Source organism: Frankia sp. R43 (assembly GCF_001306465.1).
Lineage (GTDB): Bacteria > Actinomycetota > Actinomycetes > Frankiales > Frankiaceae > Parafrankia > Parafrankia irregularis.
Genome location: NZ_LFCW01000003.1, coordinates 347,631 through 360,907, shown reverse-complemented (window position 1 = coordinate 360,907; position 13,277 = coordinate 347,631). Strand labels below are relative to the sequence as shown.

The following is a 13,277-nucleotide window of genomic DNA, read 5'->3' as shown; positions in this document are numbered from 1 at the left end:
GGACAGGTTCACGCCGGCCGCGGGCGACGTTGCCCGGTTCCGGTGAGTTCCGTTCTCTGGCGTTGGAATGGTCTGTCGGGGCGCCGGCCGCATCCAGGGCGCCTACGGCGTCGCTGACGCGATCGGCCTGCGGCCGACCCTGGACACGTCCGACACCCCGACAGCTTTAAACGCCACCAGAGAACGGAAGAAAAATGGGGGTAGAGCAGGCAGGACTTCCGTTACGGACGGGTGATGCCTGCCGCCGCCGGGTCCGCTGAGGGCTTCCCGTTCACGGGGACCGTTGCCGGAAGTCCAGGCACCTGGCGAAAGACGAGAACCGCGTCCACGTCGCCGAAGTGTTCGGTGAAAAAGGCGTCCGCGGGCAGGGTCGCGAGGATCGCCACCAGGTCCCCGACATCCGCGCCGGGCCGGATGGTCAGCTCGTGGTCACCGGCGTGGGTGGTGTGGGACGTGACGAGCGGAGAGTCTCCGCCGGGGGTGCGCCACGCGCCGAAACTGCCAGACGAGAAGATGTCCATTAGAGGCTTCGCTTCCTGTCGCAACCAGGAGTGGGGTCTCAGGTCCCGGTCGGGTGTTCGAGCACCCACCGGGACCGCCTTGCCGAAACTCCGGACCACCCGGAGGCCCGCGCGCCGACCTGCCGGTCGGATGGGCCATCACGCCGCTTCTCCGTCGCCGCGCAGCCAGTCGACGTAGGCGAGAACCGCGGCGCGGGGAACGCGGCGAGAGCGGCCGATACGGACGGATTCGAGCCGGTGGCCACGGATCAGGTCGTACACGGTGCTCCGGCCGACGCCGAGCAGTTCGCCGGCTTCGTCGACCGTCAGCAGAAGCTTGCTGGTCACGGTGCTCTCCACGAGTTCAGGGCGGAAAGATCAGGCAGCGCGAGCCGTAGCCGCGGGTGGTCCGGTTGCCGGAAGTTCACCGGCCATGGCGCGCCGGGCCGCGTCGAGCTGTGCGCGCCAGGCGTGGCGTTGCGCGACGGCCTGCAGCAGCAGGTGTTCGCGGCGCGGTGCGGCCGGATCACCGGGCCGGAGCAGCGCCCACGCCGTCCGAGCCGGGTCCGGGCCGTTGCCCGAAGCCGCCGAACCGGCCGGACCGGTGTCGGTCTGGCCGAGTGCTTCGAGCTGCTCCCGGACCCAGGCGACCCGATCCTGCCTGTGGTCGGTCAGCGTCTTGCCTGACCACTTCCGGCTCACCAGGACCCGCCGGCCGCCGAACCCGAGCGTCTCCCGCCGATGTGCCTTCCCCCTGCACCGTCCCGGAGCGAGACCCGGTTTCGGGTTCTTCGGCTGCACACCGAAGCGCAGCCAGTTCGCGCAGGTAGGCGAGCACGGTTCGTAACGCAGCGCCGCCGCCAGCCTGTCGACGTGGCGCCGTTGCGCGTCGGACGTGGCCGCGTGGCAGGCGTCGAGGCTCTTCGTGAGGTACTTGGTCAGGTAGCCGATCATCCGGCCGGTGTTCGCCGAGTTCGCCGTGACGCCGTCCGCGCGCAGCTGCGGGCCGAAGCGGACGACGTGCGACGGTTCGTCCTCCTCCCCGATGGCGTCGACCGCTTCATCCCAGGTGGGCAGTGGACGAGCCGAGTCCGGGTCGAGGTAGGCCCCGGCATCGCCGTCCCAGACAGGAAGATCGCCGTCGCCGTAGACGAGCCGGTCGACCGCAGGCCACCACACCTGGTGGTACGTCGCCGCCGCAACCTGGCGAAGAAGCAGCCGCGGGACGGTGCCGCGGATGGCCGCGTGCAGATGTGGGGCGAGTCGCCGTTGCGGTTCGAGCGCGGCGAAGTACTGCACATCCCAGCCCACGGCCCTACGCAGGTTCTGCCAGAAGCGATCGATCAGCTTCGGGAAGTGGATCGCGTCCCGCGCCGCCTGCCGGTAGTCGTACGAGCCCGGATCCACCGGCGTCCCGTCGGAGTTCACCCGGCCGTAGGTGTCGCAGGTGAGCGTCAGGAACATCGACGGCCGCCAGGTCGTGCCGTCCGCCGCTTCGTACGTCCGGCCGACTGTCCGCTTCTCCACCGGGAGCCGGGGCAGGTCGGGGGCGTCCTGCCGCCGGCGGGTCGAGCGGGCGCGGCGAGCCCGGTCCCGGTTGTCCGGAGCAGCCTTGCCCCGCACACCCAGGGCGTTGAGTTCCTCGTCCACCTGGCCGATAAGCGTGTCGATCTCCGCGACACCGGCCGGGTCACTGTCACGCTCAGCATCCCGCCGGACGACTTCGAGATCCGCGCGGAACCCGGCAAGAATCTTCGCTTCGTCCGTCGGCTGGTCCGGGTCGGGAAGCGGTTCGTCGTCGAGATGCCAGCCTGCCTTGCACTGCGCCATCCGCAGCCGCCGCGCCTTCTCCGCACACGGCGGGCACTTGCTCGCCAGGGTGGCGCCGCAGGGCACGGGGATGATCTCTGTTTCGCCGGTGTCGAGGTTCGTGCGCCGCATCGCCATCGGCCGGACACACACGCCGTTCTCCACGGCGACGGCTTCGACGACCGCACGGGCGAGCGGCATCCGCATCCGGGCAGCCCGTGAGCCAGGACGATCGTCACGATCGTCACGGCCGGTGGATTCGGCCGAGCCTGCCGGTTCGGTGCCGAGTGCGGGAGTGCTCACGCGGGCGGGCCCTCCGTGACGTCGGGGTCCGGGTGGTTTCCGCCGGCCGGAGCGGACGACGGTTCGGTGAAGCGGGTGCAGCTGCAGCGACCGAGCCGGCCGCCGTCGCGTGCCCGGCATCGGCGCCGCCGGTGGGTGATCCACAGGTGTCCGCAGGCCACGCACACCGGCAGCGCCGGAATCGGTGCAATCGGATCCGGAGAGCCGGCCGGGTCGGCGGTTCTCATGCCGCCGGGTCGAGGTGCTCGCCGTCCGGCCACTGCTCGTCGCCCAGAAGGACGAGATGATCGGGCACGTCTGGCACCCAGCCGCCCGCAACCGGCCGGTAGCTGTGGACCGTCCGGGCGATCTCGCCGTCGTCGACGTGAGCGGCGCGGACACGGACCGGATCGGGATCACCGTCGTGCAGGACGTAGCCGACCCCGGGCAACGACAGCGGGATCTCGTCCGCCCGCGCCCCACGGTCCCGAGCGCCGGAGCCGAGCACGAGATCGGCCTGTTCCGGTTCGGTCATCCGCAGCGCCACCCGGACCGGGAACAGGTCCCGGAACGGCAGCACCTCCTTACGCGGGTCCTGCACGGCTGCCAGGACCACGACCCCGGGCGCACGTCCCTGGGAGAGCAGCAGCGGCAACGCCGCCCCGATCCGCTTCTTGACGTCCCGGTCGGTGACGTACGCCGTCAGGGAGGCGATCTCATCGACGACCACGACGATCAGCGGTTCGACGACCGTCGGTGCGTGCAGCCGGGTGTTTCCCGCGAGCCGGGCCGTCCGGGACTGCATCACGGTCACCGCGTCGTCGAGGAGATCAGCGATCGTGTCGGACGTGGTGGCGAACCGGGTGAACATCTCCCGCCCGAAGGCGAGTTCCATCCCGCCCTTCGGGTCGCACACCCACAGCTCCACCAGCCCCGCCCGCACCGCCGGGCCCAGGCCGCGGATCACCGACCACAGCACCGAGCCCTTACCTGCACCGGTCGCACCGGCGACGAGCACGTGAGTCCCCCGAACCGGCAACGTCCAGCACCGGCCGTCCTCACACAGCCCGACGGGCACCGCGGACAGCCCGGCCACGAGACGAGCCGCACCCACCCCACCGCGGACGACACCACGGGGATCGATGCCGGCAGGGTCAGAGCCGGCACCGTCAGCGGAGTCGTCGAGGTTGGGCGGCCTGACCGGGCGGGTGAGCGTGTCGCGGTGGTGGAAGGAGACCCGGACGAACCGGGATGTCTCCGCCTGCACCTGGCAGCACCGAGCGCGGAACACATGCCGTAGCGCCTCAGCCTGCTCCGCCCACTGTTCCGGCGTCTGCCCCGGCAGCAGCTCCACCCGCAGCACGTCCACCGACCGCGACGAACGGATCTTGCGGATCCGCGGGAAGTACTCGTCGAAGTTCACCTGATCACCGGTCGACGTCGGCATGCGGATCGCCAGGTCGGTGTGCACCATCGCCGGCTTCCACCGCCACCGGTAGACGAACGTCAGCCGCGCCCGCCCCCACAGCCACCAGAGCACCGGCCCGCATGACCGCGGATGCACCTGCCACCACGCGACCGCCACCAGGACCAGCACCGCGACGAGCGCGGCTAGGCCGACGAGCCCGACCCGATGCACGATCAGGAACAGGCCGACCACGGATGTCACGCCGACGCGATGGCGCCAGCAGCCCCGCAGTGCCAGCCACAGCACCTTGCCGGCCACCGCCAGCAGCAGCATCCACACCGGCACGCGCATCTTGTCGGCCCGCGATGGAACCCGCGGGAAACGCTGGTCACCGTTGATTCTGGACATGGAAATACCACCTGTTTTCGAGCGCACGAAATACAGATCGAGGGAATTGGCGAAAAGGAAAGGAATTGACGAACAGGAAAACTATGCGGCGTGCGGCGCGGTTACGTCGTCAGCCGCTGCGGCATCCGCGACGTCCTGAGATTCGAACTGGAACCTCTCGTAGGCGATCAGGTAGTCGTTGACCGCCGCGAGCAGCTTGTACGCGAAGTCGACGTGCCGGGCGTCCGGAGCGTCCCCCCGAGCCGCGATGCTCATGCTCACGTTTCCCGTGTCGACGACGAGGATCGGTGGCCGGTGAGGGTAGGTGTGGCAGAGCACGGACCAGTCCGCGCCGACGAGCAGCCCGAGCGTCGTGTACGACTGCTTTGGCTCGCCGCTCACGCCGCCGCCCCCGTCCGACGCATCGGACCGATGGCCCGCAGGCTGACCGCACGCAGGGCGTATCCCTGCTTGGGGAACTTCCCGTTGGTGTCGACCCACGGCGTGATCGTCAGTCCGTCGAACAGCACCGGCCGGAACGGCGTGCCCGGCATCGCTTCCGGCAGGACCGGCTGTACCGCGGCGGCAACCTTCACCTTCAGCTCCGCCTGCCGGGCCGCCGGGTCGGGGTCCAGCACGCGCACCGCCCAGACCCGTTCGCCGGTGTTCGGGTCGCGTTCCTGCGGGTCGGGAGCGTTCGCCTTCACCTTCTCGTAGTCGTTCGCCGCCTCCACCCCGAGGACGAACGCCCCCGCGGGGAACACGTCCTCGAAACGCACCGGAATGCGCCGCGGTACCGCCATGGTTTGTCTACCTCCGTAGGGTCAGCCCCGCCGCCGGCACTCCGGCTGCTGTCGGGCAACACCTACTCTGAACCGCTCACGAACCGATCGCCAAGCGCTTTCGTATCTATGTATACGGACTGCGGATGGAGATTATCCGGTCACCGTCTCGAATACACACCCACGACAACGATATCTTTGTCAGGTGACAAACACGCGGGGGGTTCCGCCGTACACGGCACGAGGCAAAGTCGAGGGTGAGGACTGGCAGGCAGTCGCCGACGCCCTCAACGAGAGGATGAGCCAGAAGCGGATGGGTCAGCAAGCGCTCGCCACCGCGTCGGGCGTGTCCGTCGCGACGCTTCGCCAGCTCCAACGCGGAGCCCACGGCCGCCGGGTCCAGGACGCCACGCTCACCGCCGTAGCCCGAGCCCTGGACTGGCCGGACGACCACCTGGTCCACGTTCTCGTTCGCGGCGAACAGCCCGAGGAGGCGACGTCAGGCCGCCGCGCGAGCCGCAGGGGGTCGGGAGCGGGCACCGACCGGCAGATCCTCGCCGTCCTGCTGCGGATCGAACAGCGTCTCGCCGACCTCTCGGAACGCATCGCACCCGCCGGGCCGCCTCAGTCCTGACCGCGCCCGCGGCAACGACAACGGGCCGACCCCGGCGGAGTGGTTCCCGCCCGAGCCGGCCCATCCAGGTCCGGAACAGCAACGATCAGCCGGACGTCCTGACCGCCGGCATTCCGATCACGTCGAGCACGGTCCGGCGGACGGCTTCGAACGCCTCCGTCTGCCCGGCCCGGAAGGCAGCCCGCTCCCCGCGAGTCATCCACCGCGAGTCGGGCCGGGTCGGGCCCAGGGTGAGCGCCATCCGCACCGCCGCTCCCCCACACTCCCGCCGCGACGGACCCGGATTCTCGTTCCCGAGCGCCGCACGGTCACCAGCCGGTGCCCGGTAGACGAGCACCACGTCGACATCGCCGAACGATTCGGAGAACTGCAACCCGCCCGGCATCCGGGCCGCCGCCCGCACGAGGTCCCCCGGGTTGGAGCCTGGCTGGACGACGACCGCCCACTCGTCCAGGCCCCACGGCATCATCACGGCCGCCGGCAGTACCTCGCCCGCAGCGTCCGGATCGCCGACGTCCGCCGGCACCGGAGGCAGGAACGGGCCCGACCTGTCCGCCCAGGTCACGGCCACCGCCGACGGTCCGCGAAGCGGGTCGCCAGGTCGTCGAATCTCGCCAGGTCGACCGCCTGTGGCCGCAGGTCGTGGACGAAGAACCGGAGCGGGGTCACCTGGTAGTCGTGCCAGCCGTGTTCGATGGCGAACAGGTCCGCCGCGGTTGGTTCGTTGAAGGTGATGACCGTGTCCTGCACCCGGCGATCCCCGCCGGCTTCGAAGCGGACGACACCGAACAGCACCGGACCCGGCTCACCCCCGCTCCCGCTCCTCTTGTCGAACATCACGATCCGTCCTCCCATGGTCGGTGGTGTGCGACGAAGCGCCGGAGCCGACCTGCAACGGGTGTTCGTCATGCAGCGGAACCGGCGCCCGCCCACCGTCCAACCGGACACCCGGTGACGTAAGGCCGCCAGGCGTATACACCGAAGCTTCCGATCTATACGGAGACCGGATATGCTCTGCGCGCCCGATCAAGTACCGACGGTCCTGTACCTACCGTCCGGAGGCAGCCATGGTGTCCGTCCGCCGCCCGTTACCCCAGACCCCGCCGGGACTCTGGGACCGGCCCGAGATGGCCGACGCACTCGCCCGCCGCGACATCGGCGCCGTCTTCAAGATCTACCGCCAGTGGACCGGCGCGACCCAGACCCAGATAGCCGCCGTCTGCGGACTCCCGCAGTCCCACGTCAGCGACATCATGAACAGCCGCCGCCAGGTCACGACTCTGGAGATCTTCGAGCGGATCGCCGACGGCATCGACCTCCCCCGCGGACGCATCGGCCTTGCCGAAAAACCGGGCACCGTACCCGAGCCCCGCAGCGAGCCCGGGACGCCGGCCGCGGATGTGCCGAGCGACATCGTGCGCGTCTACCCCAGCCGCGCCGCCGTCCCCGGTGATCTGTGGCGGACGTTGTTCGCCGGCGCGCGCCACCAGGTCGACGTCCTGGTGATCGCCGGGCTGTTTCTCCCCGACGGGCACGCCGACTTCACCACCGTTCTCCGCCGCAAAGGCGCCGAAGGCGTGCCCATCCGCTACGCCCTGGGAGACCCCGACTCCCCCGCCGTCGCCCTGCGAGGGGACGAGGAAGGCATCGGCGACGGTCTCGCCGCCCGGACCCGGATCACCCTCACCTACCTGGCATCGTTGCGCGATGCCCCGGGAATCGAGCTGCGGCTACACGCCACGACGCTCTACAACTCCATCTACCGTTTCGACGGCGACATGCTGGTGAACACCCACGTCTACGGCGCCCCCGCCGCGCACTCCCCCGTCATGCACCTACGCGCCCAGCCCGGCGGACTGTTCGACCACTACGCCGCCAGCTTCGAACGCATCTGGGCCACCACCGAAGGAGCGTGAACCCTCTTGGCACGGATCGACTACTTCAACGACCCGAACGCCCCCAAGGCCAACAGCGTCGTCCCGTCCGTCACCGCCGTCGTCATCGACGAGGCCGGGCGGATTCTCCTGGTCCACAAGACCGACAACAACCTGTGGGCCCTGCCCGGCGGCGGCATGGACCTCGGCGAGTCCATCACCGACGCCGCCGTCCGCGAGACCAAAGAAGAGACCGGAATCGACATCGAGGTCACCGGACTCATCGGGGTCTACACGAACCCCCGGCACGTCCTGGCCTACGACGACGGCGAGGTCCGCCAGCAGTTCTCACTCTGCTTCACCACGCGCAATCTCGGCGGCCAGCTACGGACCTCCAGCGAGACGAAAGAGGTCAAGTTCGTCGCTCCCGAGGACCTCGACGGGCTGAACATCCACCCGTCGATGCGCCTCCGCATCGATCACTACCTGGAGAACCGGACCACGCCCTACCTCGGCTGAACCACCACGAGCCGCGCCGTCGTGCGCTCCACGGTGGCTTGCAACTCCGGCCGCGCCCGGGTGATCGACCGGTGGACGATCGATCCGTCGCCGTAGCGGGACAGGATCTCGGCGATCCGTTCGTCGAAGGTGAAGCGTTGGCCCTGCGGACCCGTCGTCATGTCCGCGGCGCACAGCGCGTCCATCACCGGCGACACCTCCAGCTCCCACGCGGAGAGCTCCGTCGTCAGCCCCCGTTCCTCGGCTTCGTACCGGGCGCACGAGTGATGCGCGACCAGGGCGCACAGCCGCTTCGGAGCATCCTGGGATTCGAGGAACCGGGCACCGTCCACGGGGTGGAACCGTAGGTGACCTATCGGCGGGGCGTACCCGATGTCATGCAGCCAGGCTGCCGCGACGAGCAGATCACGCTCCGCCGGATCGACGGCCGCGGACACCTCACGGGCAGCCGCAGCCACAGCCTGCACATGCCGCCATCGATCCCCCAACGGGGTCAGAAGCTCGCTCGCCAACCGCTCAGCAACCGCTACCTCCACCCGATCACGGTACGGCGAGCACCACCAGGCCGTCAGCGAGAGCCCGAGACTGCCGAATTGCCCCAGTTAGGATCAAGCCGCGGTGCGGGTTGCACCGCGCGACCGGCTGCGCGCGGCCTGGCGGCCGTGCTCGCCGGGCCCGTCGCGTCCCGCACCGCGTTGACCGTTCGGGATCTTTGGTGAAGGCCGGCGGTTGTCAGGGTGGGGTGAACCAGCCGGGGCACGGAACACGGTGGTGTGGGTGTTCGTCGCGCACGCCGGTGGGCAGCCGAAGAACGAGCAGGGGGCACGCCAGCCGACAGCTCGATCACCAATGCCAGGGCGCTTCGCTCCCTGGGCAGCCTTCCTGCGGCTACCAGCGGCGAGACTTTCTGTGGTCACCGCACTACTGCGCCGGTCAGATCGAAAAGGTAGAGCCCTGCGTTACCTGCCAGCGCAACCATGCTGCCGTTAGCGCCCAGTGAACAGCTTGAGAGAGGGCTCGCGACCCGCATTGTTGCTTTACAACTCGTGTTGATGGTGGTCGTATCCCAGATCCGCACCGTCCCGTCGCCGCCGGCGCTGGCGAGCCAACTGCCGTCCGGGGCGATCGCCACCGCCTGCACCGAGCCGGTGTGGCCGGTCAGGCGGGTGCGTACCGTGCCCGTAGCCATATCCCAGATCCGCACCGTCCCGTCGCCGCCGGCGCTGGCGAGCCAACTGCCGTCCGGGGCGATCGCCACCGCCCACACCGAGCCGGCGTGGCCAGTCAGGCGGGTGCGTACCGCGCCCGTAGCCATATCCCAGATCCGCACCCTCCCGTCGCCGCCGGCGCTGGCGAGCCAACTGCCGTCCGGGGCGATCGCCACCGCCCACACCGAGCCGGCGTGGCCGGCGTGGCCAGTCAGGCGGGTGCGTTCCGCGCCCGTAGCCATATCCCAGATCCGCACCGTCCCGTCGCCGCCGGCGCTGGCGAGCCAACTGCCGTCCGGGGCGATCGCCACCGCCCGCATCTCGCCGGTGCGGGCGGTGCGGGCGGTCAGGCGGGTGCGTTCCGCGCCCGTAGCCATATCCCAGATCCGCACCGTCCCGTCGCCGCCGGCGCTGGCGAGCCAACTGCCGTCCGGGGCGATCGCCACCGCCCGCACCGAGTCGGTGTGGCCGGTCAGGCGGGTGCGTTCCGCGCCCGTGGTCGTATCCCAGATCCGCACCGTCCCGTCGTAGTCGCTGGTGCTGGTGCTGGTGCTGGCGCTGGCGAGCCAACTGCCGTCCGGGGCGATCGCCACCGCCCGCACCGAGTCGGTGTGGCCGGTCAGGCGGGTGCGTTCAGTAGCCGTATCCCAGATCCGCACCGTCCCGTCGTCGCCGGCGCTGGCGAGCCAACTGCCGTCCGGGGCGATCGCCACCGCCTGCACCGAGCCGGTGTGGCCGGTCAGGCGGGTGCGTACCGTGCCCGTAGCCATATCCCAGATCCGCACCGTCCCGTCGCCGCCGGCGCTGGCGAGCCAACTGCCGTCCGGGGCGATCGCCACCGCCTGCACCGAGTCTGTGTGGCCGGTCAGGCGGGTGCGTTCCGTAGCCGTGGTCGTATTCCAGATCCGCACCCTCCCGTCGTCGCCGGCGCTGGCGAGCCAACTGCCGTCCGGGGCGATCGCCACCGCCCACACCGGGCTGGTGTGGCCGGCGTGGCCAGTCAGGCGGGTGCGTTCCGCGCCCGTAGCCGTATCCCAGATCCGCACCGTCCTGTCGTAGTCGTAGTCGCTGGTGCTGGCGAGCCAAGTGCCGTCCGGGGCGATCGCCACCGCCCGCCACGAGCCGGTGTGGCCGGCGCGGGCGGTCAGGCGGGTGCGTTCCGCGCCCGTAGCCGTATCCCAGATCCGCACCGTCCCGTCGCCGCCGGCGCTGGCGAGCCAACTGCCGTCCGGGGCGATCGCCACCGCCCGCATCCCGCCGGCGCGGGCGGTCAGGCGGGTGCGTTCCGCGCCCGTAGCCGTATCCCAGATCCGCACCGTCCCGTCGCCGCCGGCGCTGGCGAGCCAACTGCCGTCCGGGGCGATCGCCACCGCCCGCATCTCGCCGGCGCGGGCGGTCAGGCGGGTGCGTTCCGCGCCCGTAGCCGTATCCCAGATCCGCACCGTCCCGTCGCCGCCGGCGCTGGCGAGCCAACTGCCGTCCGGGGCGATCGCCACCGCCCGCACCGAGCCAGTGTGGCCGGTCAGGACACGTCGGATAGCGGGGTCAGGAACGTCCGGGAGCGGCCAGCGGTTCACCAGCCGGGTCCTGGTGGACAACGCGGCCTGAGCCTCCGTGACCTGCCCGGCCCAAGCCGGCTCATGGTGCAGGCGGCTGTGCAGAACGTCCACCACGGAGTCCGGCGGGTCGGTGGGTGTCAGCAGGTGTGTGGCGCGGGCAAGCCCACCGGCTAGCGACCTGGCCCGCTCCGTGGGCACCCGGGACAGGTCAGCGAACGGCGCCACCGGCCCGAACCGGCGCAGCCGGGCCGCGACCCACCGCACGTCACCGGCGACCGCATCCGCCTCGTCCTCGCGGCCCGCGGCAAGGAGATGCTCCACCAGATGATCCCACAGATACGGCGGCTCCTCCCCAGGCGGAAAGGAGCAATCCCGGTCAAGATCCCACCACGCCATCGCCGGGACAGGTACTCTCTCCGCCATCGGCGTAGCCGCCGCCAACCGACCCGCAACCACATCCAGAAAACGTGCATTGACCGCCGCCAGCCGGTCCGAGCCCAGTCGATCCCGCAGGAAATCCCGAACAACATCATGCAGCGACACCGTCTCCTGCTCACTGTTCAATACCAACAGTGACAAGTCGCCCATCTTCTTGCACAGCTGACGGCCGTACGCGGAATCCATACCGGCGGTGGCCTGCCACAGGTCAAGCACAAGAGCGACTGGAACGCCCTCATCCTCGGCGAAGATCCCCAACTCGTCCAGCCGAACCGCGCCTTCTCCCGCCAGCCGATCGATACTCGCCCGGATCGTCGCGGACGCCGCCTTCTTACGCTGCTCCGGATCATTCAGATCCAGATCCGCAGGCACACCATGGAGATCATCAGCCGCTCGCGGGCCGATCGCTGCCAGCCGCTCCAGGATGTCCCGCCCCGCTTCCAACACCGGCTGGCCCGTGTCCGCCGCAGCAACCAGCAACCGATTCACCAGCCGCAACAACAACGGCCAAGACCCCGTCGCCGCCAGCAACCCCTCCAGCACCCGCCGGTCCAACGGACGGTCCAACTCCCAGGTCAGCACCCTCTCAGCCTGATCCCGCGACATCCGATCGACCCGCACCGACTCCACCGCCCCCGACAGCAACCCCGGCCGCCGAGTAGTCACCAGACGCACACACCCGGAGCCGCCGATCAGAAACGGTTCCAGCTGCTCGGCCTCCCACACATCGTCGAGCACCAGCAACATCCGCGGTTCGTCTTTCAGTAGCCGGCCCAGATACTGACCCGCCGCGAGGGGATCAGTGAACTGCTTCTCATCACCCGTGATCAGCTTGGCTGTCTCGCAGACCTTCGCCGCCACCGCCTCCCGCCCCCGCACATCACGGCCGACCGTCACCCAGTAGACCCGCCCCTTGAACCGGCGCCGCACCCGCCGATCGGCACAGACCACCTGGGCCAAGGTCGTCTTCCCGAACCCCCCCGCCCCCGCCAGACCAGTCGTGATCCCCACCGTCCGACCAGCACGACGACACACCGCCGCCACCACCCGCTCCGCTTCCTCCGGCCGGCGCACCACCCACCCCGGAACCGGCCTCACCAACGACGGCCGCGACCTCGCGGGCGATACCTGCGGCGGAAAAACCACCACCAGCGAGGCGACCACCGCAGCCAGCAGCGTGACCAGCCCCGCCGACAGGAACAGATGGCCCTGCACCCAGCCCAGCGGCGCAGGCCACTTCTCCTGGGCCGACACCAGGTTCCCCAACACCGCACCCACGAACGCCAACACCGCCACGAACCCGGCAAGGACAACCCCCACCGAGTTCCGGACCCCCCGCACCCCAGCCATCTACACCCCACAGCCGCCGTCGGATCACGCAGAGCACCATTCAACCCGCCCACCCCGACCGAGACGACACACGGGCACGAACCCGACAACCCACCGCACAGCCACAAACCCGAAACGCCTGCTCATCGACCACCACGAACCACGACCGCACCCGAGGAGGCCGTGGTTCGACCTGAACAGCACCCCTGAGTCGAGGTACTCGCCGCGGCAGACGGCAGCCAGAGCGGCAGCCAAACCCACGAACACCAGCGGACAGTCACGGCACCGGACGAACGAGGCCCAAGCCCACGACCCGCGCCGGCAGACGTCCACGGACACCGGTCGACGAACCACCAAAAATCTCTTAATCCGCTGGTCGTACACCACTTACGGCGTCACCGGGTCGGCCTCCTCCGTACCGCGGTAGCTGTAGATCCAGGACGAACGCTCCCGCGGCTCGACTTCGAGCACGTAGACATGCCAAATGGGTTCGGCGCGCCGCCCACGAGTCCGTAGCGGCGGAATTCCACCCTCGTCCAATTCCATGA

At 70.0% G+C, this 13,277-nt stretch carries 14 protein-coding genes; 3 read left to right on the top strand and 11 right to left on the bottom strand.

Annotated features, from left to right (window positions below; translation table 11 throughout):
* Nucleotides 1-221: 221 nt before the first annotated feature.
* From ACG83_RS15160 to ACG83_RS15130, 6 genes are all read right to left on the bottom strand, one after another.
* Nucleotides 222-521, bottom strand: a complete 300-nt coding sequence (locus ACG83_RS15160) for a hypothetical protein (RefSeq protein WP_054566863.1) — start codon at nt 519-521, stop codon at nt 222-224.
* A gap of 138 nt (nt 522-659) precedes the next feature.
* Nucleotides 660-848, bottom strand: a complete 189-nt coding sequence (locus ACG83_RS15155; protein ID WP_054567243.1) for a helix-turn-helix domain-containing protein — start codon at nt 846-848, stop codon at nt 660-662.
* A 30-nt stretch (nt 849-878) separates the two neighbouring features.
* Nucleotides 879-2,612: a replication initiator gene (locus ACG83_RS15150; protein ID WP_054566862.1), complete on the bottom strand. Its 1,734-nt coding sequence runs from the start codon at nt 2,610-2,612 to the stop codon at nt 879-881.
* Between the two features lie 223 nt (nt 2,613-2,835).
* The gene (locus tag ACG83_RS15140) at nt 2,836-4,407 is read right to left on the bottom strand and encodes an FtsK/SpoIIIE domain-containing protein (protein WP_054566860.1); all 1,572 of its coding nucleotides are present in this window, start codon (nt 4,405-4,407) and stop codon (nt 2,836-2,838) included.
* An 81-nt stretch (nt 4,408-4,488) separates the two neighbouring features.
* The gene (locus ACG83_RS15135; RefSeq protein WP_054566859.1) at nt 4,489-4,788 is read right to left on the bottom strand and encodes a hypothetical protein; all 300 of its coding nucleotides are present in this window, start codon (nt 4,786-4,788) and stop codon (nt 4,489-4,491) included.
* On the bottom strand, nt 4,785-5,189 hold the full coding sequence (locus ACG83_RS15130) for a hypothetical protein (protein ID WP_054566858.1): 405 nt from the start codon (nt 5,187-5,189) through the stop codon (nt 4,785-4,787). The genes ACG83_RS15135 and ACG83_RS15130 overlap by 4 nt, the downstream gene beginning before the upstream one ends.
* Nucleotides 5,190-5,373: 184 nt before the next feature.
* On the opposite strand from ACG83_RS15130, the gene ACG83_RS15125 reads away from it, so the two are divergent.
* The gene (locus ACG83_RS15125) at nt 5,374-5,802 is read left to right on the top strand and encodes a helix-turn-helix transcriptional regulator (RefSeq protein ID WP_054566857.1); all 429 of its coding nucleotides are present in this window, start codon (nt 5,374-5,376) and stop codon (nt 5,800-5,802) included.
* A gap of 85 nt (nt 5,803-5,887) precedes the next feature.
* Here ACG83_RS15125 and ACG83_RS15120 read toward each other — a convergent pair whose 3' ends face one another.
* Complete coding sequence (locus ACG83_RS15120) at nt 5,888-6,373, bottom strand: hypothetical protein (RefSeq protein ID WP_054566856.1); 486 nt, start codon at nt 6,371-6,373, stop codon at nt 5,888-5,890.
* Entirely contained in the window at nt 6,364-6,639 is a 276-nt protein-coding gene (locus tag ACG83_RS15115) for a hypothetical protein (RefSeq protein WP_054566855.1), read from the bottom strand. The genes ACG83_RS15120 and ACG83_RS15115 overlap by 10 nt, the downstream gene beginning before the upstream one ends.
* Nucleotides 6,640-6,869: 230 nt before the next feature.
* Here ACG83_RS15115 and ACG83_RS15110 point away from each other — a divergent pair, with 230 nt between their 5' ends.
* Together ACG83_RS15110 and ACG83_RS15105 are read left to right on the top strand one after the other, a co-directional pair.
* Complete coding sequence (locus tag ACG83_RS15110) at nt 6,870-7,718, top strand: helix-turn-helix domain-containing protein (protein ID WP_054566854.1); 849 nt, start codon at nt 6,870-6,872, stop codon at nt 7,716-7,718.
* Nucleotides 7,719-7,724: 6 nt separating this feature from the next.
* Nucleotides 7,725-8,195: an NUDIX hydrolase gene (locus ACG83_RS15105; RefSeq protein WP_054566853.1), complete on the top strand. Its 471-nt coding sequence runs from the start codon at nt 7,725-7,727 to the stop codon at nt 8,193-8,195.
* On the opposite strand, the gene ACG83_RS15100 is transcribed toward ACG83_RS15105, so the two are convergent.
* The 3 genes from ACG83_RS15100 to ACG83_RS45405 form a co-directional block, all read right to left on the bottom strand.
* Nucleotides 8,183-8,731 carry an HD domain-containing protein gene (locus ACG83_RS15100; RefSeq protein ID WP_054566852.1) on the bottom strand — a complete coding sequence of 183 codons (549 nt, stop codon included), beginning with the start codon at nt 8,729-8,731 and terminating at the stop codon, nt 8,183-8,185. The genes ACG83_RS15105 and ACG83_RS15100 overlap by 13 nt on opposite strands.
* A gap of 377 nt (nt 8,732-9,108) precedes the next feature.
* On the bottom strand, nt 9,109-12,750 hold the full coding sequence (locus ACG83_RS15095; RefSeq protein WP_083473268.1) for an NB-ARC domain-containing protein: 3,642 nt from the start codon (nt 12,748-12,750) through the stop codon (nt 9,109-9,111).
* A gap of 366 nt (nt 12,751-13,116) precedes the next feature.
* A complete protein-coding gene (locus ACG83_RS45405) occupies nt 13,117-13,275 on the bottom strand; it encodes a hypothetical protein (protein WP_161934764.1) in 159 nt (52 codons plus the stop codon).
* Nucleotides 13,276-13,277: the final 2 nt, after the last annotated feature.

What these genes read in the sequence shown, in the direction of transcription:
- ACG83_RS15115 (WP_054566855.1), bottom strand. Translation starts at nt 6,639, where the DNA reads ATGTTCGACAAGAGGAGCGGGAGCGGGGGTGAGCCGGGTCCGGTGCTG.
- ACG83_RS15160 (WP_054566863.1), bottom strand. Translation starts at nt 521, where the DNA reads ATGGACATCTTCTCGTCTGGCAGTTTCGGCGCGTGGCGCACCCCCGGC.
- ACG83_RS45405 (WP_161934764.1), bottom strand. Translation starts at nt 13,275, where the DNA reads ATGGAATTGGACGAGGGTGGAATTCCGCCGCTACGGACTCGTGGGCGG.
- ACG83_RS15130 (WP_054566858.1), bottom strand. Translation starts at nt 5,189, where the DNA reads ATGGCGGTACCGCGGCGCATTCCGGTGCGTTTCGAGGACGTGTTCCCC.
- ACG83_RS15140 (WP_054566860.1), bottom strand. Translation starts at nt 4,407, where the DNA reads ATGTCCAGAATCAACGGTGACCAGCGTTTCCCGCGGGTTCCATCGCGG.
- ACG83_RS15095 (WP_083473268.1), bottom strand. Translation starts at nt 12,750, where the DNA reads ATGGCTGGGGTGCGGGGGGTCCGGAACTCGGTGGGGGTTGTCCTTGCC.
- ACG83_RS15110 (WP_054566854.1), top strand. Translation starts at nt 6,870, where the DNA reads ATGGTGTCCGTCCGCCGCCCGTTACCCCAGACCCCGCCGGGACTCTGG.